At 70.8% G+C, this 21,610-nt stretch carries 18 protein-coding genes; 11 read left to right on the top strand and 7 right to left on the bottom strand.

Annotated features, from left to right (window positions below; translation table 11 throughout):
• Positions 1 to 19: 19 nt before the first annotated feature.
• The 6 genes from FFS15_RS06435 to FFS15_RS06410 form a co-directional block, all read right to left on the bottom strand.
• Positions 20 to 478, bottom strand: coding sequence for a MaoC family dehydratase (locus FFS15_RS06435; RefSeq protein ID WP_137844193.1), 459 nt, complete (start codon positions 476 to 478; stop codon positions 20 to 22).
• Positions 475 to 1,224, bottom strand: a complete 750-nt coding sequence (locus tag FFS15_RS06430) for an SDR family oxidoreductase (RefSeq protein ID WP_137844192.1) — start codon at positions 1,222 to 1,224, stop codon at positions 475 to 477. The genes FFS15_RS06435 and FFS15_RS06430 overlap by 4 nt, the downstream gene beginning before the upstream one ends.
• 19 nt (positions 1,225 to 1,243) lie before the next feature.
• Complete coding sequence (locus tag FFS15_RS06425; RefSeq protein WP_137844191.1) at positions 1,244 to 2,359, bottom strand: alcohol dehydrogenase catalytic domain-containing protein; 1,116 nt, start codon at positions 2,357 to 2,359, stop codon at positions 1,244 to 1,246.
• A 168-nt stretch (positions 2,360 to 2,527) separates the two neighbouring features.
• A complete protein-coding gene (locus FFS15_RS18755; protein WP_212743120.1) occupies positions 2,528 to 3,133 on the bottom strand; it encodes a hypothetical protein in 606 nt (201 codons plus the stop codon).
• A gap of 12 nt (positions 3,134 to 3,145) precedes the next feature.
• Positions 3,146 to 5,857, bottom strand: a complete 2,712-nt coding sequence (locus FFS15_RS06415; protein WP_137844190.1) for a cation-transporting P-type ATPase — start codon at positions 5,855 to 5,857, stop codon at positions 3,146 to 3,148.
• A gap of 72 nt (positions 5,858 to 5,929) precedes the next feature.
• Positions 5,930 to 6,613, bottom strand: a complete 684-nt coding sequence (locus FFS15_RS06410; protein WP_137844189.1) for a TetR family transcriptional regulator — start codon at positions 6,611 to 6,613, stop codon at positions 5,930 to 5,932.
• Between the two features lie 139 nt (positions 6,614 to 6,752).
• On the opposite strand from FFS15_RS06410, the gene sucC reads away from it, so the two are divergent.
• From sucC to purH, 7 genes are all read left to right on the top strand, one after another.
• Positions 6,753 to 7,916, top strand: coding sequence for an ADP-forming succinate--CoA ligase subunit beta (gene sucC / locus FFS15_RS06405; protein ID WP_137844188.1), 1,164 nt, complete (start codon positions 6,753 to 6,755; stop codon positions 7,914 to 7,916).
• Positions 7,917 to 7,939: 23 nt separating this feature from the next.
• Complete coding sequence (gene sucD / locus FFS15_RS06400; RefSeq protein ID WP_137844187.1) at positions 7,940 to 8,842, top strand: succinate--CoA ligase subunit alpha; 903 nt, start codon at positions 7,940 to 7,942, stop codon at positions 8,840 to 8,842.
• A 97-nt stretch (positions 8,843 to 8,939) separates the two neighbouring features.
• Positions 8,940 to 9,380, top strand: coding sequence for a nitroreductase family deazaflavin-dependent oxidoreductase (locus FFS15_RS06395; protein WP_137844186.1), 441 nt, complete (start codon positions 8,940 to 8,942; stop codon positions 9,378 to 9,380).
• 16 nt (positions 9,381 to 9,396) lie between these two features.
• Entirely contained in the window at positions 9,397 to 10,140 is a 744-nt protein-coding gene (locus tag FFS15_RS06390) for a formylglycine-generating enzyme family protein (RefSeq protein ID WP_137844185.1), read from the top strand.
• A gap of 168 nt (positions 10,141 to 10,308) precedes the next feature.
• Positions 10,309 to 11,670, top strand: coding sequence for a DUF6350 family protein (locus FFS15_RS06385; protein WP_212743119.1), 1,362 nt, complete (start codon positions 10,309 to 10,311; stop codon positions 11,668 to 11,670).
• Between the two features lie 4 nt (positions 11,671 to 11,674).
• A complete protein-coding gene (gene purN, locus FFS15_RS06380) occupies positions 11,675 to 12,274 on the top strand; it encodes a phosphoribosylglycinamide formyltransferase (protein WP_137844184.1) in 600 nt (199 codons plus the stop codon).
• 31 nt (positions 12,275 to 12,305) lie between these two features.
• On the top strand, positions 12,306 to 13,910 hold the full coding sequence (gene purH, locus FFS15_RS06375; RefSeq protein ID WP_137844183.1) for a bifunctional phosphoribosylaminoimidazolecarboxamide formyltransferase/IMP cyclohydrolase: 1,605 nt from the start codon (positions 12,306 to 12,308) through the stop codon (positions 13,908 to 13,910).
• Between the two features lie 6 nt (positions 13,911 to 13,916).
• Here purH and FFS15_RS06370 read toward each other — a convergent pair whose 3' ends face one another.
• The gene (locus FFS15_RS06370) at positions 13,917 to 15,341 is read right to left on the bottom strand and encodes an NAD(P)/FAD-dependent oxidoreductase (protein WP_137844182.1); all 1,425 of its coding nucleotides are present in this window, start codon (positions 15,339 to 15,341) and stop codon (positions 13,917 to 13,919) included.
• 174 nt (positions 15,342 to 15,515) lie between these two features.
• On the opposite strand from FFS15_RS06370, the gene FFS15_RS06365 reads away from it, so the two are divergent.
• From FFS15_RS06365 to FFS15_RS06350, 4 genes are all read left to right on the top strand, one after another.
• Complete coding sequence (locus FFS15_RS06365) at positions 15,516 to 17,045, top strand: AlkA N-terminal domain-containing protein (protein ID WP_137844181.1); 1,530 nt, start codon at positions 15,516 to 15,518, stop codon at positions 17,043 to 17,045.
• Positions 17,042 to 17,542, top strand: a complete 501-nt coding sequence (locus FFS15_RS06360; RefSeq protein WP_137844180.1) for a methylated-DNA--[protein]-cysteine S-methyltransferase — start codon at positions 17,042 to 17,044, stop codon at positions 17,540 to 17,542. The genes FFS15_RS06365 and FFS15_RS06360 overlap by 4 nt, the downstream gene beginning before the upstream one ends.
• A gap of 344 nt (positions 17,543 to 17,886) precedes the next feature.
• Positions 17,887 to 19,710, top strand: a complete 1,824-nt coding sequence (locus tag FFS15_RS06355; protein WP_137844179.1) for an ABC transporter ATP-binding protein — start codon at positions 17,887 to 17,889, stop codon at positions 19,708 to 19,710.
• Positions 19,707 to 21,524: an ABC transporter ATP-binding protein gene (locus FFS15_RS06350; RefSeq protein ID WP_137844178.1), complete on the top strand. Its 1,818-nt coding sequence runs from the start codon at positions 19,707 to 19,709 to the stop codon at positions 21,522 to 21,524. Before FFS15_RS06355 ends, FFS15_RS06350 begins: the two co-directional genes overlap by 4 nt.
• Positions 21,525 to 21,610: the final 86 nt, after the last annotated feature.

The raw sequence follows: 21,610 nt of genomic DNA, 5'->3' as shown, positions 1-21,610 counted from the left end.
ACGCCCGTGATAACGGGCGTCAGGCCGCCGGGACGACCAGCGCGATGCTCCCGGCGACCAGCGCGGGCCGCGACGCCCCCTCGATCTCCACCGTCGTCGCGATTCCGACGCGGTGCCCCTGCAGGCTCGCTTCGACCGAGGTCACCTCGATCGAGGCCCGCACGCGCGACCCGCTCGTCACCGACTGCAGGAACCGCACCCTGTCGAGGCCGTAGTTGACGATCATCGATGCGCCGTCGATCGCGAGGAGTCCCGCGGTGAGGCGCGGGATGAGCGACAGGGTCAGGTAGCCGTGGGCGATGGTCGCGCCGAAGGGACCGGATGCCGCGCGCTCGGCATCGAGATGGATCCACTGCCAGTCCTCGGTGGCATCGGCGAAGGCCTGGATGCGCTCCTGATCGATGGCGAACCACTCGCCGGTCGCGGTCTGGCCGATCGCGGACTCGAGCTCTGCCGGCGAAGACACCGAGATGCTCATGCGCGCGGACCCCCGGCGACGTAGAGCACCTGGCCCGAGACGAATCCGGCCTCTTCCGAGCAGAAGAACGAGGCCGCCGCGGCGATGTCGTCGGGGTAGCCGGCGCGCTGCACCGGAACCTCGGCGGCGGCGCCGGTGACGAAGTCCTCGAACGAGACACCCATCCGCTCGGCCGTCGCACGGGTCATGTCGGTGACGATGAAGCCGGGCGCGATCGCGTTGGCGGTGACGCCGTAGCGGCCGAGTTCGAGGGCGAGGGTCTTGGTGAAGCCCTGCAGGCCGGCCTTCGCTGCGGCGTAGTTCGCCTGGCCGCGGTTGCCGAGCGCCGACGTGCTCGACAGGTTCACGATGCGTCCCCACCCGGCCTTCACCTGGTGGGCTTGCACCGCGCGCGACATCAGGAACGCCCCGCGCAGGTGCACGTTCATGACGGCATCCCAGTCGTCTTCGGTCATCTTGAACAGCAGGTTGTCGCGGATGATCCCGGCGTTGTTGACGAGGATCGTGGGGGCGCCGAGCTCGGCCTCGACGCGGGCGACGGCATCCGCCACGGCTGTGGCGTCGGAGACGTCGGCGCCGATGCCGATCGCTCGGCCGCCGGCATCCGTGATCCGCGCCACGGTGTCGGCGCAGTGCGCCTCGTCGAGGTCGATGACGGCGACGGCGTTGCCGTCGGCGGCGAGTCGTGCGGCGGTGGCTGCGCCGATGCCGCGCGCGGCGCCGGTGACGATGGCGGTGCGGGTCATGTGCTGGTCCTCTCGGGGTTCAGAACGTGATGAGCTGACGGAGTTCGCCGCCGGCGGCGAGGCGGTCCATCGCCGCGTCGATGCCGTCGAGCGAGATGCGCGACGAGACGAGGCGCTCCAGGGGCAGGCGCCCCGCCCGCCACAGCTCGACGTAGCGGGGGATATCGCGGCTGGGTACCGCTGAGCCCAGATAGCTGCCGATGATCGTGCGTGCCTCGGCGGTGAGCACGAGCGGCGACACGCTCGCGCGCGCGTCGGGCGCCGGAAGGCCGACCGTGACGGTGGTGCCGCCCGGCGCGGTGAGGGCGAGCGCGGTCTCGAAGGCGCGCACGGCGCCGGCGGCTTCGATGACGACAGGAGCGCGGATGCCGCGGTCCACGGCATCCGCGGGGCTCAGCGCCAGCGCGGCCCCGAGTTCGCGGGCGAGGTCGAGCTTGGCGGGCACGGCGTCGACGCCGATCACCTCATGCCCGAGCGCGAGGGCGACGAGGACCGCAGCCATGCCGACCCCGCCGAGCCCGACGACGACCACGGCGTCGCCCGGCGCCGGGCGGCCGGCGTTGAGCACGGCTCCGCCGCCGGTGAGCACCGCGCAGCCGAGGAGTGCGGCGATCTCGGCGGGCACATCGGCGTCGACGGGCACGACCGAGGTGCGGCTGACGACCGCATGGGTCGCGAACGCCGAGACGCCGAGGTGGTGGTGGACGGCTTCGGGCGCGCCGTGGGCGCCGGGTCGGTGGAGACGGATGCCGCCGCCCACGAGTGTGCCGGCGCTGTTGGCCGCGGTGCCGGGGGTGCAGGGAAGCCGGCCGTCGGCGCGGCAGCCGTCGCACGCGCCGCAGCGCGGCAGGAACGTCATCACGACGCGATCGCCGGGTGCGGCATCCGTCACACCCTCGCCGACCGTCTCGACGATTCCGGCCGCCTCGTGACCCAGGAGCATGGGCGTCGGGCGCACGCGATTGCCGTCGACGACGCTGAGGTCGGAGTGGCAGACGCCCGCCGCCTCGATGCGCACCAGCAGCTCGCCCGGCCCGGGCGGATCGAGCTCGAGCGCGCCGACGGTGAAGGGCCTCGACTCGGCGAACGGCGCGGGTGCCCCCGAGCGCTCGAGGACGGCTCCGATGATGTCCACACGACCTCCTCGTCGTCACGCCGCACCGACGCTGCGGGCAAGCATACCGACCGTGCGGTATGTCGCGCGAGTCGATGACCATGACCTCCGACACACGACGGCTGCAGTTTGCGGCATCCACGCCATCGATTTGTGCAGCGGATGCCGCAAACTGGCGCCGTCGTGGGACTACGGCGTGCCGTCGGCGGGCGGAGTTGCGGCGGCCGAGCGGCGGCGGATCAGGAAGTAGACGCCGATTCCGACACCGACCGCGAGGAGCCCCAGCGGGATCAGCCAGGGGAGCCACGCGGATGCGGGTGCGACATCGTCGGGTGCCGCGTCGGCGGTCGGCGAGGGCGTCGGCGTGGCCGTCGCGGTAGGCGTCGGGGTGGGAGTGGGAGTCGGTGTCGGTGTCGGTGTGGGCATCGCGGTGGGCACAGGCTCGACGGTGGGTGCGACGGTCGGCTCGACGGTCGGTTCCGCCGTCGGCGTCGGCACGGGTTCAGGTGTCGGCGTCGGCGTCGGCTCGACGGTCGGCTCGGCCGTTGGCTCTGGCGACGGTGTCCGCGTCGGGCGTGGGATCGGCGTGCGTGTGGGCTCCGGCGTGGGCGTGGGCTCGGCCGTGGGAGTCGGCGTCTCTACGGGCGTGCGCGTCGGGAGGGCAGTGGGCAGCGAGACCGTCGGCGAGGCGGTCGGAAGCGTGATTCCCCCGGCGCATCCGGCGATCGCCATCACGGCCGTCACCAGCACGCCCGCCGCGGCGATTCGCAGCGCCGAGCGCGCTCCCGTCAGCATCCGTCCGTGTCCTCAGCCGCGCACCGCGGTGCGCTTTGCGATCCGCGCCCGGCGGATCCACTTCTCGACCTCGACGAACAGCGGGATGACCAAGGCGAGCCCGATGCAGATGAGCCATTCGGGGCCGTCCAGAGAGGTGGTGAGGACGAGCCGCTGAAGGAAGGGGATCTCGACCACGGCGACGGTGAGCGCCACCGGGATCGACAGCCACTTCACGGCTGCGAGGATCGGTGCGGTGAGGCCCGCCTCCGGGTCGCGGCGCATCGCGAGTCCGCCGAAGACGGCGCCGAATGCCGCGACCACGAAGGTCATCGTCACGGGCACGTTCGGCTCGGTGGGGCTGAGCTGCTCGGGGTACATCAGCAGCGGGATCAGCGTCATCAGGAACAGCAGTCCGCCGTAGATGAACCAGAGTGTGATGGCCCCGGCATTGGCGATCGGCTTCTTGGGGTCGCGCGGGGTCTTGAGCATGATGCTGTCGGGCACCGGATCGAGGAGGATCACGATGACCGGGAAGATCGCCACGAAGAAGTTCAGGAACAGGATCATGATCGGCTGAAGCGGCACGCCCTGGTTGATGTTGAAGAGGCTGGCGGCGAGGAAGAGGAGCACCAGCGAGAACAGCTGCGACATCTGGTAGCGGACGTAGCTGACGATCTTCTCGTAGATCGCCCGGCCGAGCTTGACGGCCGTGACCAGGGTGCCGAAGTTGTCGTCGACCAGGATCATCTTCCCGGCCTGCTTGGTCACCTCGCTGCCCGATCCCATCGCAACGCCGATGTCGGCCTGCTTGAGCGCGGCGGCGTCGTTGACGGCGTCACCGGTCATGGCGACGACATCGCCGTTCTCCTGCATCAGGCGGGCGAGGCGCAGCTTGTCCTCGGGGGTCACGCGGCCGAACACGTGCAGGTTCGGGAGCGCCGCCTTGAGCTCGTCGTCGGTCATCGCCTGGATATCGGCGCCGCTGGCGGCACCCGGGCCGAGGCCGAGCTTCGCGCCGATCGCCGCGGCGGTGATCGCGTGGTCGCCCGTGATCATGCGCACTTCGATGCCGGCCTCGTGTGCGATGCGCACCGCCTCTTTCGAGGACGGGCGGAGCGGGTCGATGATGCCCACCAGGCCGACCAGTTCGAGGTCCATCACCGCGCTCATCGGGTCTGCCGGAACCGCAGTGCCGGGCGCGAATCGGCGGACCGCGAAGGCGAGCACCCGCAGACCCTGTTCCGACAGCTTCCGGTTCGCGGCGAGGACGACGTCGCGCTGTGTCTCGATCGACACCGGGCCGTCCGGAGTCGCGACCGTCGAGCAGCGCTCGAGCACGACGTCCGGCCCGCCCTTGACCAGCTCGACGAGGTGTGGGACGCCGTCCCGGGTCACCTCGTGGAACGTCGCCATGAACTTGTACGCCGAGTCGAACGGCACCTCGGCCGCACGCGGGTACTGCGCGCGGGTGAGCGCGGCATCGGCGCCCATCTTGGCGGCGAGGACGACGAGCGCGGCTTCGGTCGGGTCGCCGATCACGTCGCCGTCATCCGACACCGTCGCATCGCTGCAGAGCGTGAGGCCCAGGGCGAGCTGAGTGAAGTCGGGGTTGGGCTTGCCCGCCACCTGGAGGATCTCGCCGGTCTTCTCGTACCCGCTGCCGCCGACGGAGTACCACTCGCTCGCGAGGTAGAGCGACTCGACGGTCATCTCGTTCATCGTGAGCGTGCCGGTCTTGTCGGAGTTGATCGCGCTCGTCGCCCCGAGCGTCTCGACATCCGTGAGGTTCTTCACGACCGCGTTGTGCTCGGCGAGCTGCCGCGAGCCGAACGAGAGCATCGCCTGCACGAACGACGGCATGCCGGTGGGGATGGCCGAGATCGCCATGGAGATGCCGAGCAGGATCACCGACGCGATCTCCTGACCGCGGAGAAGGCCCGTGATGACGATGACCGCGACCGCGCCCCACGCGATCCAGCCGAGCACGCCGGTGAGCGAATCGAGTTCTCGCTGCAGCGGCGACTTCGCCTGCTTGACCGACGAGAGCATCGTCGCGATCTGGCCCATCTGGGTGGTCATGCCGGTGTCGGTGATGACGACGGTCGCGGTGCCCCGGGTGACCTGCGTGTTCTGGAAGACCGAGTTCGCCCGATCGCCGAGCGTCGTGTCGGGATCGGCGATCGTCGCAGGATCCTTCGGGATCGGCGCGCTCTCGCCGGTGAGGGCCGCCTCCTGCGTCTCGAGGGTCGCCGAGCGCAGGATCCGCCCGTCGGCCGGCACGATATCGCCGGCTTCGAGCGCGACGATGTCGCCCGGCACGACATCCGTGGAGGCGATCTGCACGAGGGCGCCATCGCGGAACACGCGGGCCCTCGGGATCTGCATCTTCGACAGCGCGTCGACGGAGGCCTTGGCCTTCATCTCCTGGCTGGCGCCGAGGAAGACATTCAGGATCACGAGTCCGCCGACGACGAGACCGACGCTCACCTGGCCGATGATGAGGCTGATGACCGCGACGATGACGAGCATGACGTTCATGGGGTCGGCGAGCTGACTGAGCGAGACCTGCCAGAGCGACGGCGGCTTCTCGGCGGCGATCGCATTCGGGCCGTGCTCCGCGAGCCGGCGTGCGGCCTCTGCCTGCGTGAGCCCGCGTTCACGGTCGGTCCCGAGGGCCGTCACGGCCGCGTCGGGGTCCTGCGTGAACCAGGGAGCGGAGGCAGTCGTGTCCACAGAGGTCATGGCTCGACCCTAGCCCCGCGCTCGGGTGGGTTAGAAGAGGCCGAGGTCAGCCCTTTCGGGTGATCTTTGCGGTCAGTGCAGGCGCTCCTGCAGGCGGCGCGCCACCTCGGCGGTCGGCATCGCGCGGGGGAACACGGCCACGACGACGTCGTCGGCCGCGGCATCGCGCGCCTCGCCGCCGGGCCCGACGCCGAACCGGCGCATCGCATCGTCGAGGGCGCGGCGCAGCACCGACACCGGAATCTTCTTGGGGCCGCGCAGCAGCTGACGCAGCACGTGGTTGTGCACGGCGGTCACCAGCGCCGAGAAGCCGACGGCGTCGAGGGGGTCCAGGCCCGGCAGCGCGCCGCGCAGGTACTCGTCGAAGAGGCGCTCGTAGCGGAACACCGTGACGATCTCGCGCTCGCGCAGCGCCGGCACCTGGCGCACGACGCTGTAGCGGCGGCGCGCGAGCTCGGGATCGGCGGTGAAGTGCTCGAAGACGTGGACCGACGCGTCGCAGACGGCAGCCCACGGATCGGGATGCTGCTGCGCGAGGATTCCGCGCAGCTCTTCGAGCAGCAGCTCGTGGTCGGCGAAGACGACGTCGTCCTTGCCGCCGAACTGGCGGAAGAAGGTCGAACGCGAGATGCCGGCCGCCTGCGCGATCTGCTCGACCGAGGTCTGGTCGAATCCCTGCGCGGAGAACAGCTCGAGGGCTGCGGCGACGACCGCGGTGCGGGCGGGGGTGGCAGCGGCGGTGGTGGTGTCGGACATCTCGCACGAGAGCCTAGTCGACGCCGGTTCGAGGCGTCGGGCGACCAGTAGTAGGCTGGGGGATTGGTCGATATCTCGACGTCAAGACGCTTTTTTCGCGTCGACCCCACCCCATTCGCCACCTGCGAAGGAATGCACTGTGGATCTGTACGAGTACCAGGCACGTGACCTTTTCGAGAAGTACGGGGTGCCGGTTCTTGCCGGCATCGTCGCGGACACGCCGGAGGAGGTGCGGGCCGCAGCCGAGAAGATCGGCGGAGTCGTCGTCGTCAAGGCGCAGGTCAAGACCGGCGGCCGCGGCAAGGCCGGTGGCGTGAAGGTCGCCAAGACCCCCGATGAGGCCTACGAGGCGGCCAAGGCCATCCTCGGCCTCGACATCAAGGGCCACGTGGTAAAGCGCGTGATGGTCGCGCAGGGCGCGCGCATCGACAAGGAGTACTACTTCTCGGTGCTGCTCGACCGCGCGAACCGCGCCTACCTCTCGCTCGCGAGCGTCGAGGGCGGCATGGAGATCGAGGAGCTCGCGGTCGAGCGCCCCGAGGCGCTCGCGCGTATCGCGGTCGACCCGCTGCAGGGCATCGACAAGCAGAAGGCGGTCGAGATCGCCGAGGCGGCGGGCTTCGCCCCCGAGCTCGTCGACAAGGTGAGCGACGTGTTCGTCACGCTCTACTCGGTCTACAAGGGCGAGGACGCGACCCTGGTCGAGGTCAACCCGCTCATCCTGTCGGAGGAGGGTGAGATCATCGCCCTCGACGGCAAGGTCACCCTCGACGAGAACGCCGAGTTCCGTCACGCCGGTCACGCGCTCCTCGAAGACAAGGATGCCGCCGACCCGCTCGAGGCCAAGGCCAAGGCCAACGACCTCAACTACGTCAAGCTCGACGGCGAGGTCGGCGTCATCGGAAACGGTGCGGGTCTCGTGATGTCGACGCTCGACGTCGTCGCCTACGCCGGCGAGAACCACGGCGGCGTGAAGCCCGCGAACTTCCTCGACATCGGCGGCGGCGCCTCGGCCGAGGTCATGGCCGCGGGGCTCGACGTCATCCTCGGCGACCCGCAGGTCAAGAGCGTGTTCGTCAACGTCTTCGGGGGCATCACCGCGTGCGACGCGGTCGCGAAGGGCATCGTCGGCGCGCTCGCCGAGCTCGGCGCGAGCGCCTCGAAGCCGCTCGTGGTGCGCCTGGACGGCAACAAGGTCGAGGAGGGCCGCGCGATCCTGCGCGATGCGAACCACCCGCTCGTGACCCTCGCATCGACCATGGACGAAGGCGCCGACAAGGCCGCCGAGCTCGCGAACGCCTGAGACTGAGATAAGGAACCAGAAACATGTCGATCTTCCTTGACAAGGACTCCAAGGTCATCGTCCAGGGCATCACCGGCGGCGAGGGCACCAAGCACACCGCCCTCATGCTCAAGGCCGGCACCCAGGTCGTCGGCGGCGTCAACGCCCGCAAGGCCGGCACCACGGTGCTCCACCACGACGCCGACGGCAACCCCGTCGAGCTGCCCGTCTTCGCCTCGGTCGCCGAGGCGATCGAAGCGACCGGCGCCGACGTCTCGATCGCGTTCGTGCCCCCGGCCTTCACCAAGAGCGCGATGGTCGAGGCCATCGACGCCGAGATCCCGCTCCTCGTCGTCATCACCGAGGGCGTGCCAGTCGGCGACACCGCCGAGGCCTGGGCCTACGCGCAGTCCAAGGGCAACACGACCCGCATCATCGGACCCAACTGCCCCGGCATCATCACGCCCGGCGAGTCGCTCGTGGGCATCACGCCCGCGAACATCACCGGCAAGGGACCCATCGGCCTCGTGTCGAAGTCGGGCACCCTGACCTACCAGATGATGTACGAGCTGCGCGAGATCGGCTTCTCGACGGCCATCGGCATCGGCGGCGACCCGGTCATCGGCACGACGCACATCGATGCTCTCGCGGCGTTCGAGGCCGACCCCGAGACGAAGGCGATCGTCATGATCGGCGAGATCGGCGGCGACGCCGAAGAGCGCGCGGCCGACTTCATCAAGGCCAACGTCACCAAGCCCGTCGTCGGCTACGTCGCCGGCTTCACCGCTCCCGAGGGCAAGACCATGGGCCACGCCGGCGCCATCGTGTCGGGTTCCGCGGGCACCGCACAGGCGAAGAAGGAGGCCCTCGAGGCCGCCGGCGTCAAGGTCGGGAAGACCCCGAGCGAGACCGCCGACCTGATGCGCGAGATCATCGCAGCGCTGTAGTTCGAACCACGAGGGGCGGATGCCGAGCTTTGCGCTCAGCATCCGCCCCTCGTCGTCTCCTCCGCCCCACCGGCGCGTGCGCGGTTAGGGTGATGGGATGCCGCTGACCGGAGAATACAAGCCGTCGACGTCCGAGTGGGCCCGCAAGCAGGCCGAGACCTTCGAAGCGTCGGGGGGTGAGAAGGCGAACCTCCTGCGCGGAGTGCCGATCATCGTGCTGACCACGGTGGGCGCCACGTCGGGGGCGCTGCGCAAGACCGCGCTCATGCGTGTCGAGCACCACGGTCGCTACGTCGTCGTCGCGTCGAAGGGCGGCGCACCCGACGAGCCCAAGTGGGCGGAGAACATGCGCCGCCACGCGCACGTCGAGCTGCAGGACCTCGCCGAGAAGCACGACTACCTCGCGCGCGAGCTTTCGGGCGACGAGCGCACCGAGTGGTGGGCGCGGGCGGTCGCGGTGTGGCCCGACTACGACGTCTACCAGACCAAGACCGACCGTCAGATCGCGCTGTTCCTGCTCGAGCCGCTCGGCGATTGATCGCGAGGAACGCGGCGTGACCGACATCGCGCTGGCACGCATCGAGGCCGGCGCCGTGACTCTCCACGATGCTCGCCGGAGGATTCGGTGGACGGTGGAGCTCGAGCCGTTCGAGATCGGCGTCTTCGCCGTCACGCAGGAGCAGCTGGGCGAGATCATCGGCGAGACGGCCGCGCATCCGCGCCGACCTGCGACAGACGTGAGCTGGCTGCGCGCGATCCGGTTCTGCAACGCCGCGTCGGAGTGGGAAGGGCTCGACCCCGCCTACTCGTTCGACGGCGAAGACGTCACCTGGCACGTCGATTCTGACGGCTTCCGCCTGCCCACCGAGGCGGAGTGGGAGTTCGCCTGCCGCGCGGGATCGACGGCACCGCATTACGGCCCGCTCGCCGAGATCGCGTGGACGGCCGCCGACGGCGTGACCGCGCCGCAGGACGTGGGGGGACGGATGCCGAACCTCAACGGCCTGTTCGACACCCTCGGGAACGTCTGGGAGTGGTGCTGGGACCCGCTGGATCCGGCCCGCTACGACGCCTATCGCGTATTCCGCGGTGGTGGATTCGCCGACGACGCCTGGAGCGTGCGGGCTTCGGTGCGCCGCGGCGGCGCGCCGCGGATGCATCACGACGACGTCGGCTTCCGGGTGGCGCGCGGCGGCTTCGACGGATCGGATGCCGCACAGGGCTGGTCCGCGCGGGTCGACCGCGAGCGTGCCGAGCTCGACGGACCGCTGCCGCCGGGCTGGACGCCCCGGCGCTGAGGCGTCGGGCGCAGTCGCCGTCGCGCTGTCGAAACCGCCGAACGCGGCCGAATCAAGCGACAGCGAGTGGCGGTTTCGACCGCGCGAAGCGCGCGAGCGTGTCGCGGCGCCGAACATGCCGTGCCGCGGGCGGGGAGGCGCGCGGGCGGTAGGTAGGGTCGATGGGGCATGCATCGCCTCATCGTCGTCATCCTCGCCGCCGTCGACGCCGCCATCGCGGTGGCCGTCGGCATCGCGGCGACCCTCGCTCCGCTGACACTCGTGTGGGTGTTCGGGCTCGGCGGCGACGCCGACTGGGGTGCGCTGTGGCCCGCGAGCGCGACGATCTGGCAGTTCGGCAATCTCGTGCCGCTCGCGGTGACGCTGCCCGCCGACTATCTCGCCGCCACCGGGATCGATCCGGCAGCCGCATCCTTCACCCTTTCGCTCGCCCCGCTCGCCTTTGCGTCGTTCACCGGGGTCTTCGCGGCGCGATCGGGCGTTCGCGCATCGCAGGCCGACGCGTGGGGCTGGGGCGTCGCCACCGGCGCAGCCGTCTACGCAGCCCTCGCGACCCTGATCGCCCTCACCTCCGGCAATGACGCGGCGACGGTCACGCTCTGGCAGGCGATCCTCGTGCCGGTCCTCGTCTTCGCGCTGCCTGCGCTCGTCGCCGCGATCGCCACCGAGTGGCGCGAGGCCGGGTCGGGGGTCATCGCCCGGGTGCGCGATCGCGTCGAGGCGGCGCCGCACGGCTGGGGGCTCGCTCCGGCACTCACCGTCCAAGGCGCAGCGACCGTAGTCGTGGGGCTCATCGGGCTCGGTGCGCTGCTGACCGCGGTCGCCCTGTTCGCCAGCGGCGGCGAGGTCGTGGCGCTGTACGAGGCCGGCAACGTCGACGGGCTCGGCGCGACGATGCTGACCCTCGCCCAGCTCGCGTACCTGCCCACGGCGGTCGTGTGGGGCATGTCCTTCATCGCCGGCCCCGGGTTCTCGATCGGCACCGGGACGACGGTCTCTCCCGCCGGAACACAAGCCGGCGTCGTGCCCGGGATCCCGCTGCTGGGCGCAGTGCCCGACTCCACCACGTCGTGGCTGCTCCTGCTCGCCCTCCTGCCGGTCGCGCTCGGGGCGCTCGCGGGCTGGTTCGCGCGGTCGCGCCTGGTCGCGCCGGCGGCCGGCGCCCCGGACGCCGAGGCCGAAGACCCGATCGCCGCCCGCCTCGCGATCGCCGCGGGGATCTCCGTTCTCGCGGCCTCCGGCGCTGCGCTCCTCGCATTCGTCGCGTCGGGATCGATCGGCCCGGGCTCGCTCGCTGCGGTCGGACCGTCGCCCGGACCGGTCGCACTCGCCGTGGGGCTCGAGGTGGCGCTGGGCGCCGGCATCCTGCTGCTTTCGCCGCGGGGGAAGAGCCGCGAGCGCCGTCAGGAGCAGCCAGACCCCGTCGCGGACGACCGCGACACGACCCCCGTCGAGCAGCCCGACCCCGACCTCGCCGAGACGCTCGACCTCGGGCCACGACTGCGCGGCCCCGACGCGCCGGTAGACTGACCGCGTGCTCACGGTCGCCGTCCTCATCTCCGGCGCGGGGTCGAATCTGCGGGCTCTGCTGGATGCGGCGGCCGAACCGGACTATCCCGCGCGCATCGTCGTCGTCGGCGCCGATCGCGAGGCCGACGGGTTCGCCCACGCCGAGGAGTACGGCATCCCTGCGTTCCTCGTTCCCTGGGTGCAGTTCGCCACACGTGAGGAGTGGGGCGCCGAACTCGGTGCCCAGCTCGCCGTGTGGCAGCCCGACCTCGTCGTGCTGAGCGGGCTCATGCGGCTGCTTCCGGCCACGCTCGTCGACGAGTGGGCGCCCCGCATCATCAACACCCACCCCGCATACCTGCCCGAGTTCCCGGGAGCCCACGGCGTGCGCGACGCGCTCGCAGCGGGTGCTTCGCAGACCGGTGCCAGCGTCATCATCGTCGACAACGGCGTCGACAGCGGTCCGATCCTCGCGCAGGAGCGCGTTCCCGTGCTGACGGGCGACGACGAGGCCAGCCTGCACGAGCGCATCAAGCCGGTCGAGCGACGTCTCCTCATCGACGTCGTCCGCCGCATCGCGATCGGCGATCTCGATCTCAACGCCGTCGCATCCACCGCACCCTGACTCTCGCACCAGATCCTCGAGGAGACCTGCCATGGCCGGCCCCAGCCACGACCCCGCCCTCTACCGTCACCGCGACGTCGTTCCCGTCCGCCGCGCGCTGGTTTCGGTCAGCGACAAGACCGACCTGCTCGCCCTCGCCGACGCGCTCGCCGCAGCCGGCGTCGAGATCGTCTCGACAGGCGGCTCCGCGACTCTCCTGCGCGATGCGGGCTTCGCCGTGACCGACGTCGCAGCGATCACCGGGTTCCCCGAGTCGCTCGGCGGTCGCGTGAAGACGCTCCACCCGAGCGTCCACGCGGGTCTCCTGGCCGACCTTCGCCTCGAAGACCACGAGACGCAGCTCGGCGAGCTCGGCATCCAGCCGTTCGAGCTCGTCGTGGTCAACCTCTACCCCTTCGTAGAAACGGTGCGCTCCGGCGCTCAGGGCGATGACGTCGTCGAGCAGATAGACATCGGCGGCCCCGCGATGGTGCGCGCATCGGCGAAGAACTTCGCCAACGTCGCGATCGTCGTCTCGCCCGAGTCCTATCCCGCGATCATCGACGCGGTGCGCTCGGGAGGCACGACGCTCACGCAGCGCCGCGATCTCGCCGCCCGCGCCTTCGCGCACACGTGCGAGTACGACCGCGCGGTGGCGACATGGTTCGCCGAGGAGACGCTCGGCGGCGCCGACCTGCCGCAGCACCTCACGATCAAGGCCGAGCGTCTTGAGACCCTCCGCTACGGCGAGAACTCGCACCAGCGCGCTGCGATCTACTCACGCGTCGGCGGCCACGGAATCGCCCAGGCCATGCAGCTGCAGGGCAAGGAGATGTCGTACAACAACTACGTCGACGCCGATGCGGCGCTGCGCGCCGCGTTCGACATGGTCAAGCCCGCCGTCGCGATCATCAAGCACGCGAACCCGTGCGGCATCGCGGTGTCTGCGCCCAACGCGCTCGACCCGATCGCCAGCGCCCACCTCCGAGCCCACGAGTGCGACCCTGTCTCGGCGTTCGGCGGCGTGATCGCCGCGAACCGCACCGTCACCCTCAAGATGGCCGAGAACCTGCGCGACATCTTCACCGAGGTCATCGTCGCCCCCGACTTCGAGCCCGAAGCGCTCGAGGTCTTCCGCCTGAAGAAGAACCTGCGCGTGCTGAAGCTCCCCGCCGACTGGCAGCAGGAGCGCATGGACGTGCGCCTGGTCTCGGGAGGACTCCTCCTGCAGGATGCCGACCGCTTCCCCGACGACATCGAGTCGGTCGCGAAGGACTGGCAGCTCGTGTCGGGGGAGCGGCCCGCCGACGACGAGATGACGAACCTCATCTTCGCCTGGAAGGCGTGCCGCGCGGTCAAGTCCAACGCGATCGTGCTGGCCAAGCAGTCCGCGACGGTCGGCATCGGCATGGGCCAGGTCAACCGCGTCGACTCATGCCGACTCGCCGTCGAGCGGGCGGGGGATCGCGCCGCGGGCTCGGTCGCGGCATCCGATGCCTTCTTCCCCTTCGCCGACGGACCCCAGGTGCTCTTGGACGCCGGTATCCGCGCGATCATCCAGCCGGGTGGATCGGTGCGCGACCAGGAGGTCATCGACGCCGCGCAGGCCGCGGGCGTGACGATGTTCTTCACGGGCGAGCGGCACTTCTTCCACTGACGCGGGTCAGGTCGTCGGGCGGCCGTAGTCTTCGAGCCAGCGCAGCCACACCTCGCTGAGGGTCGGGTACGAGGGCACGGCGTGCCAGAGACGCGCGATCGGCACCTCGCCGACGATCGCGATGGTGGCCGCGTGGAGCAGCTCGGCGACGTCGGGGCCGACGAAGGTCGCGCCGATGAGCACGCCGCGGTCTTCGTCGACGATCGCGCGTGCCCGGCCCTCGTAGTGGTCGGCGCGAGTGGTCGCGCCCGCGACCCACGACAGGTCGTAGTCGAGGACGCGGATGCGGCGGCCCGCAGCCTCGGCGGCGGCCGCCGTGAGGCCGACCGAGGCCACCTCGGGGTCGCTGAAGGTCACCTCGGGAACGCCCTCGTGGTCAGCGGTGGCGACATGCGCACCCCACGGTCGATCGTCGACGGGGAGCCCCTTAGCGCGGGCGGCGATGACGTCGCCCGCCGCGCGTGCCTGGTACTTGCCCTGGTGCGTGAGCAGGGCCCGGTGGGTGACGTCTCCGGCCGCGTACAGCCAGTCGGTGCCGCGGACGAGCATCGTGTCGTCGACGGCGAGCCACGCCCCCGGCTCGAAGCCGATGCGCTCGAGTCCGAGGTCGCCCGTGCGCGGCGTGCGGCCGACGGCGACGAGCACCTGCTCCGCGACGACCCTCCCGCCGCCGGTCAGGTTCAGCACGGCGTTGCGCTCGGTGCGGTGCGCGTCGGTGACCTCGACGGAGGTGCGGACGGTGACGCCGCGATCGGCGAGGGATGCCCCCACCATCTCTCCCGCGAAGGGCTCGAGGTTGCCCAGCAACCCGGACCGCGCGATGAGGGTGACTTTCGCCCCGAGGCCGGCGTAGGCGGTCGCCATCTCGACGCCGACGACACCGCCGCCGATGATGGCCAGCGACGCCGGGATCGCGCGGGCGCTTGTCGCATCGCGGCTGGTCCAGGGCTCGATCTCGCGCAGTCCCGGAGTGTCGGGGAGGAGCGCCGCCGATCCGGTCGTCACCACGACCGCGTGGCGCGCGACCAGCTCGGTGACCGATCCGTCGAAGGCGGTGACGTCGACGCGCTTGACGCCGGTGAAGGAGGCGTGGCCGCGCACGAGGTCGATGCCCGCGCCGTCGAGCCAGCGCACCTGCGACCCGTCGTCCCAGTCGTGGGCGATGCGGTCGCGGCGACGGAGGGCGCCTGCGGGGTCCACGGCACCGGTCACCGCCTGGGTGGCGCCGTCGACGTCCTGTGCGGCGCGCACGGCCGCGGCGCTGCGCAGCAGCGCCTTCGAGGGCATGCACGCCCAGTACGAGCACTCACCGCCGACGAGCTCGGCCTCGACGATGACGGTCCGCATACCGCCCCGCGTCGCCCGGTCGGCCACGTTCTCGCCCACGGCCCCTGCTCCGATCACGATGACGTCGTACTCGCGTGCGCTCATCACTTCACGCTAGCCCCAGGTCTGCCGCTTCGTCTCGCTTCGCTCGCTCAGCGACCGGGTGGTCCTGTCCCTGAGCGAGGGAGCGAAGCGACCGAGACGAAGGGCGCCCACCGCCTTCACAGCCGTGTCCGTTTTCCGCTAGGGATGCTGCGCACGCCGTGTCAGGCTGGATGCATGTCCTCGATCGCCGCCGTCCCGTCGATGACGTTCGACGAGCGCTATCGCGCGATCGACTCGCGCGATTCACGGTTCGACGGACAGTTCGTCACCGCCGTCCGCTCCACCGGCATCTACTGCCGCCCGAGCTGCCCCGCGCGCACCCCGAAGCCCGTGAACGTGACCTTCTATCCGACGAGCGCCGCGGCCCACGAGGCGGGCTACCGCGCGTGCAAGCGGTGCCTGCCCGAGGCCGCGCCCGGCTCGCCGCACTGGAACCTGCGGGGCGACACCGCCGGGCGAGCGATGCGGCTCATCGCCGACGGCGTCGTCGAGCGCGAAGGCGTGCCCGGGCTTGCCCGCCGCCTCGGCTACTCGTCCCGCCACCTCACGCGGCTGCTCACGGCGGAACTCGGCGCGGGACCCCTTGCCCTCGCCCGCGCACAGCGTGCGCACACGGCGCGCATGCTGCTCGTCGGCACCGATCTGTCTGCGGCCGATGTCGCGTACTCTGCGGGGTTCTCGAGCGTCCGGCAGTTCAACGACACGGTGCGCGAGGTCTTCGGGATGCCGCCGCTCGAGCTCCGGGCACGCCGGCCGCAGCGGTGGGGTGTCGAGACGTCGGCCGACGTTCCGGGCGCCCTCGACCTCGTGTTGCCCCACCGCGGACCGCTCGACGCGACCGGACTGTTCGCGTGGATGTCGGCGCGCGCGCTCGCGGGGATCGAGGTCGCCGGCCCGGCTTCGTTCGCCCGCACCCTCCGCCTCGAGGGCGGCCCCGCGTGGTTCGAGCTGCGGCTCGACGACGCGGGGCGCGTACGGCTGCGGGCGCGGCTGACGCAGTTGTCGGACCTGTCCTCGCTCGTCGCCCGCGCACGGCGGCTCTTCGACCTCGATGCCGACCCGATCGCGATCGACGACGCGCTGGCGCGGCATCCCGAGCTCGCTCCGCTCGTCGCGCGCACGCCCGGCATCCGCGTCCCTGGTGCCGCCGATCCGCACGAGATGCTCATCCGCGCGATGGTGGGGCAGCAGATCACGGTTGCGGCGGCGCGCACCGCGCTGACCACCCTCGCCGCCGCACTCGGCGAGGAGATCGCGGGGTTCGGCGAGCACGCGCGTCTCTTCCCGACCATGGCCGCGATCGCCGAGCACGGCGCCGCGGTGCTGCGGGGCCCGGCGGCGCGCACCCGCGCCATCACGGGCGCCGCCGCGGCACTCGCGAACGGCACCCTGACACTCAGCACGGGCGACGACGGCGCTGCGCAGCGCGACGCACTCCTCGCGATGCCGGGGATCGGACCCTGGACGGCCGACTATGTGCGGATGCGGGTGCTGGGCGACCCCGATGTCTTCCTGCCCGGCGATGTCGCCGTGCGGTCGGGGGCCGTCGCGTCCGGTCTCCCCGCCGACCCGAAGGCGCTCGCCGCCTGGACGATCCGCACGGCGCCCTGGCGCAGCTACCTCACCGCCCACCTCTGGCGCGCGGCCCCCGTCGCGCGACCCTCCACCCGCCCGGCACCCCGTACGAAAGCGACCGTCTCATGACCACCGCCACCATCCAGACCCTCGACACCGCCGACGGGGCGTTCACGATCCTCGCCGACGAGCGCGGGCGGGTGCTCGCCTCCGGATGGACCGCGGACCCCGACGCGATCCTCGCCCGGCTGCGGGCGCGCCCCGACGCCGTGCGCGAAGGCGAGACGGATGCCGCGGCCGCCGTTCACGCGTACTACGACGGCGACCTCGCCGCCATCGACACCGTCGCCGTCGCACAGCAGGGCACCGCGATGCAGCTGGCGGGGTGGAGCGCGCTGCGCGGGATCGATCCGGGGCATCCGCTCACCTACGCCGAGTTCGCCGCAGTGCTCGGTTCCCCGACGGCCGTGCGGGCCGCGGCATCCATCTGCGCGCGCAACGCGCCGGCCCTCTTCGTGCCGTGCCATCGCGTGCTGCGCACCGGGGGAGCGCTGGGCGGCTTCGCGTGGGGACTCGACGTCAAGCGCCGCCTGCTCGACCGCGAGGCCGGACGCACCCTGGTCTGATTCCCGCGTGGGAAAGCGGTTGTTGCATTCAGCGAAATCTCAGGTATAGGCTGGAGGGCTGTCGCGCTCGCGCACAGCCCCCGTCCACGCAGATCCAGGAGGATGCCATGTATCAGGCCGCCATCGTCGCGAAGACCGTCTTCGTCCTCCGTGCCGCCGGGTCGCGCGGTGCAGGACACCCGCGCCCTCGCATTCAGGGGTAATCGCTCCACGACGTCTTCCGGCTTCCGCCGGTCTCGGCATATCGCCGCACTCCGGAGCGTTCCTTCTCGCAGGACCTCCGCCGCGCCCAGCGCGCTCCGCGCCCCAACCAGGGCATTCGCACCACCCTCCCCACAAGGATCATGACCACCGAAGCTGAACCGAAACGGTCCGAACTCTCCACCGCGCGTGCTCTCGGAAGGCTGCTGCCTTTCGCGAAGCCGGTCCTGCCGCGCCTCGCCCTCGGCGCCGCGAGCGCTCTCGGCGCGAGCCTGCTGGCGCTGGCGATGCCTCTCGTCCTCGAACAGATCGTCGGCGGCCCGATCGCCTCGGGCGACATCGCGCTGATCGCCTGGGGGTCTGTCTCGATCCTCTTCCTCGGTCTCGCCGAGGCCCTCATGGTGTGGCTGCGCCGCTGGTTCGTGCTGGGCCCCGCGACCCGCGTCGAGTACGAGATCCGCCAGAGCTTCTACGCCCGTCTGCAGCGACTCCCCGTCTCGTTCCACGATCGCTGGCAGTCGGGGCAGCTGCTCAGCCGCATGATGCAGGACATCAGCATGCTGCGCCGCTGGCTCGCCTTCGGCCTCGTTCTCCTCGTGGTCAACGTGCTCACGATCGCGGTGGGCTCGGTGCTGCTGTTCCGCTGGCACTGGCTGCTCGGGACGATCTTCCTCGTCACCTCGGCGCCCCTCTGGTACGCCGGCTACCGCTTCGAGAAGACCTACGGCAGCCTCGCGCGCCAGAGTCAGGACCAGGCCGGCGACCTCGCGACCGCGGTCGAGGAGAGCGTCCACGGCATCCGTGTGCTCAAGGCCTTCGGCCGCGGCAAGCACGCGCTGCAGAAGTTCACCCGTCAGGCCGAGACCCTGCGCGAGACCGAGTTGCACAAGGCGCGCGCGATCGGCTGGATCTGGTTCTGGCTCGTGCTGCTTCCCGACATCGCGTTCGCCCTGTGCCTCGGCGCGGGCGTCTACCTCGCGGCGCTCGGTCAGATCAACACCGCCGAGCTCGTCGCGTTCTTCGCGATGGCGACGGTGCTGCGCTGGCCGATGGAGTCGATCGGCTTCCTCTTCTCGTTCATGCTCGACGCACGCACCGCGACCGACCGCATCTTCGAGGTGTTCGACGAGGACAACCCGATCGTCGACCCCGAGACGCCGACCACGATCGCGAACCCGCGCGGTGCGCTGGTTTTCGAGGACGTCCACTTCCGCTATCAGGATGCCGCGGCCCGCGAGCGCGATCTCATCAACGGTGTCGACCTCGTTCTCGAGCCGGGCGAGACGATGGCCCTCGTCGGTCTCACCGGCAGCGGCAAGACGACGCTCACGACGCTGCCCGCGCGCCTGTACGACGTGACGGGCGGACGCGTGACGCTCGACGGCGTCGACGTCCGCGACCTCACGCTCGAAGAGCTGCGCCGCCACGTCGGGATGGCATTCGAGGACGCGACCCTGTTCTCGCAGAGCGTCCGCGACAACGTGCTGCTCGGACGCGAGGATCTCGAGCCCGGCAGCGCTGAGGCTGAGGCGGTGCTGCGAGAAGCTCTCAGCGTCGCTCAGGCGGGATTCGTCGACGACCTGCCCGACGGCGTCGACACGATCATCGGCGAAGAGGGCATGAGTCTCTCGGGCGGCCAGCGTCAGCGTCTCGCGCTCGCGCGCGCCGTCGCCGCGCGGCCCGCCGTGCTCGTGCTCGACGACCCGCTCTCGGCGCTCGACGTCGAGACCGAGGCCCTCGTCGAAGACGCGCTGCGCGAGGTGCTGCACGCGACCACCGCGCTCGTCGTGGCGCACCGCCCCTCGACGGTCATGCTCGCAGACCGCGTCGCGCTGCTGGAGGCGGGACGCATCACCGCGGTCGGCCGCCACTCGGATCTGCTCCGCGAGAGCGAGCACTACCGCCACGTGATCTCGAGCCTCGAGGACGAGCAAACCCGCATGCGAGAAAGGGAGGTGACCCTGTGAGCACCGCCACCGTCACTGGAACCAGCGGCGAAGACCGCTCCGACTACTCGCGCGACGAGAGTCGCGCCATCCGCCGCCGGTCGCTGCGGCTTCTCGGCTCGCTCGTCTCGCCGCTGCGGTGGCAGCTCGTGCTCGCCGCCTCCGTGCTCATCGTCTCGACCGCGCTCCGGGTGGCCGGTCCCGCGCTGATCGCGTACGGCCTCAACACGGCGCTGCCCGCGGCCGTCGACCAGATGAACTGGCTGCCGACCATCGGCGTCGTGCTCGTGTACCTCGTGACGGCGATCGGCGGTGCCGTGCTCATCGGCTGGTACGTCGTGGTCGCCGCGCGGCTCACGCAGGCCGTGATGCTCGACCTCCGCAAGCGCATCTTCCTGCACACGCAGCGGCTGAGCCTCGAGTTCCACGAGTCGTACACGTCGGGCCGCATCATCTCGCGCCAGACGAGCGACCTCGACACCATTCGCGAGCTGCTCGACGGCGGTCTCAACGAGCTGGTCTCCGGCATCCTGTTCGGTGCGTTCACGCTCATCATGCTGCTGATCATCGACTGGCAGTCCGGCGTCATCCTCATCGCGGCGGGCGTTCCGCTCTTCCTCCTGATGCGATGGTTCTACACGCGCTCGCAGCTCGTCTACCGCGAGTCCCGCGTGATCAGCGCACAGGTGATCGTGAAGTTCGTCGAGACGATGACCGGCATCCGCGCTGTGAAGGCGTTCCGCAAGGAGGTGCGCAACGACGACGAATTCGGTGGTCTCGCACTGGACTACCGCGACGTGAACATGCGCTCGATCCGCCTCTTCGGCACGTTCGAGCCCGGACTCATGGCGGTCGCGTCGGTGTCGGTCGCGCTCGTGCTGCTGTGGGGTGGCATCCGCGTCGTCGACGGCACGCTCCTGATCGGAACGCTGCTGGCCGCCGTCCTGTACGTGCGCAACTTCTTCGCGCCGCTGCAGGAGGTCGCGTTCTTCCTGAACTCGTACCAGTCGGCGACCGCTGCCCTGGAGAAAGTGTCGGGCGTCCTCGAAGAGGAGCCGACCGTGCCCGACCCGGCCAAGCCCGTCGATCTCTGGCGCGCGCGCGGCGGCATCCGCTTCGACGATGTGCTCTTCGGCTACTCCGACGATCGCGTGATCCTTCCGGACTTCACGCTCGACATCCCCGCCGGCCAGACCATCGCGCTCGTCGGCACGACGGGTGCGGGCAAGTCGACGCTTGCGAAGCTCGTGTCGCGGTTCTACGACCCGACACACGGCGCCGTGACGCTCGACGGCATCGACCTGCGTCGCCTGCACCCGAAGGATCTCCGCCGCGCGATCGTCATGGTCACGCAGGAGGCCTACCTGTTCAGCGGAACCGTCGCCGACAACATCGCGCTCGGCAAGCCCGACGCGACGCTCGACGAGATCAAGGCCGCGGCGCGCGCGGTGGGAGCGGACGCGTTCATCGAGGCGCTGCCGGACGGCTACGGCACCGACGTCAACAAGCGCGGCGGCCGGGTGTCGGCCGGTCAGCGGCAGCTGATCTCGTTCGCCCGCGCGTTCCTCGCCGACCCGGCCGTGCTGATCCTCGACGAGGCGACGGCGTCGCTCGACATCCCGAGCGAGCGGATGATCCAGGACGCGCTCCAGACGCTCCTGGCGGACCGCACGGCGATCATCATCGCGCACCGCCTGTCGACGGTTGCGATCGCCGACCGCGTGCTGGTGATGGAGCACGGCCGGATCATCGAGGACGACACTCCCGACAACCTCATCGGGGGCGACGGGAAGTTCGCCCGGCTGCACGCAGCCTGGCGCGAGTCGCTGGTCTGATCCGTGGGGCCGCCGGGAAGCCGGCGGCTCTGCGGATCACGAAGGCGACGGGCATCACAAAGGCGACGGGGCCTCGATGGGGGAGG

This window comes from Microbacterium sp. 2FI, from assembly GCF_005502885.1.
GTDB lineage: Bacteria > Actinomycetota > Actinomycetes > Actinomycetales > Microbacteriaceae > Microbacterium.
This window is presented reverse-complemented; position numbering and strand designations above follow the sequence as displayed.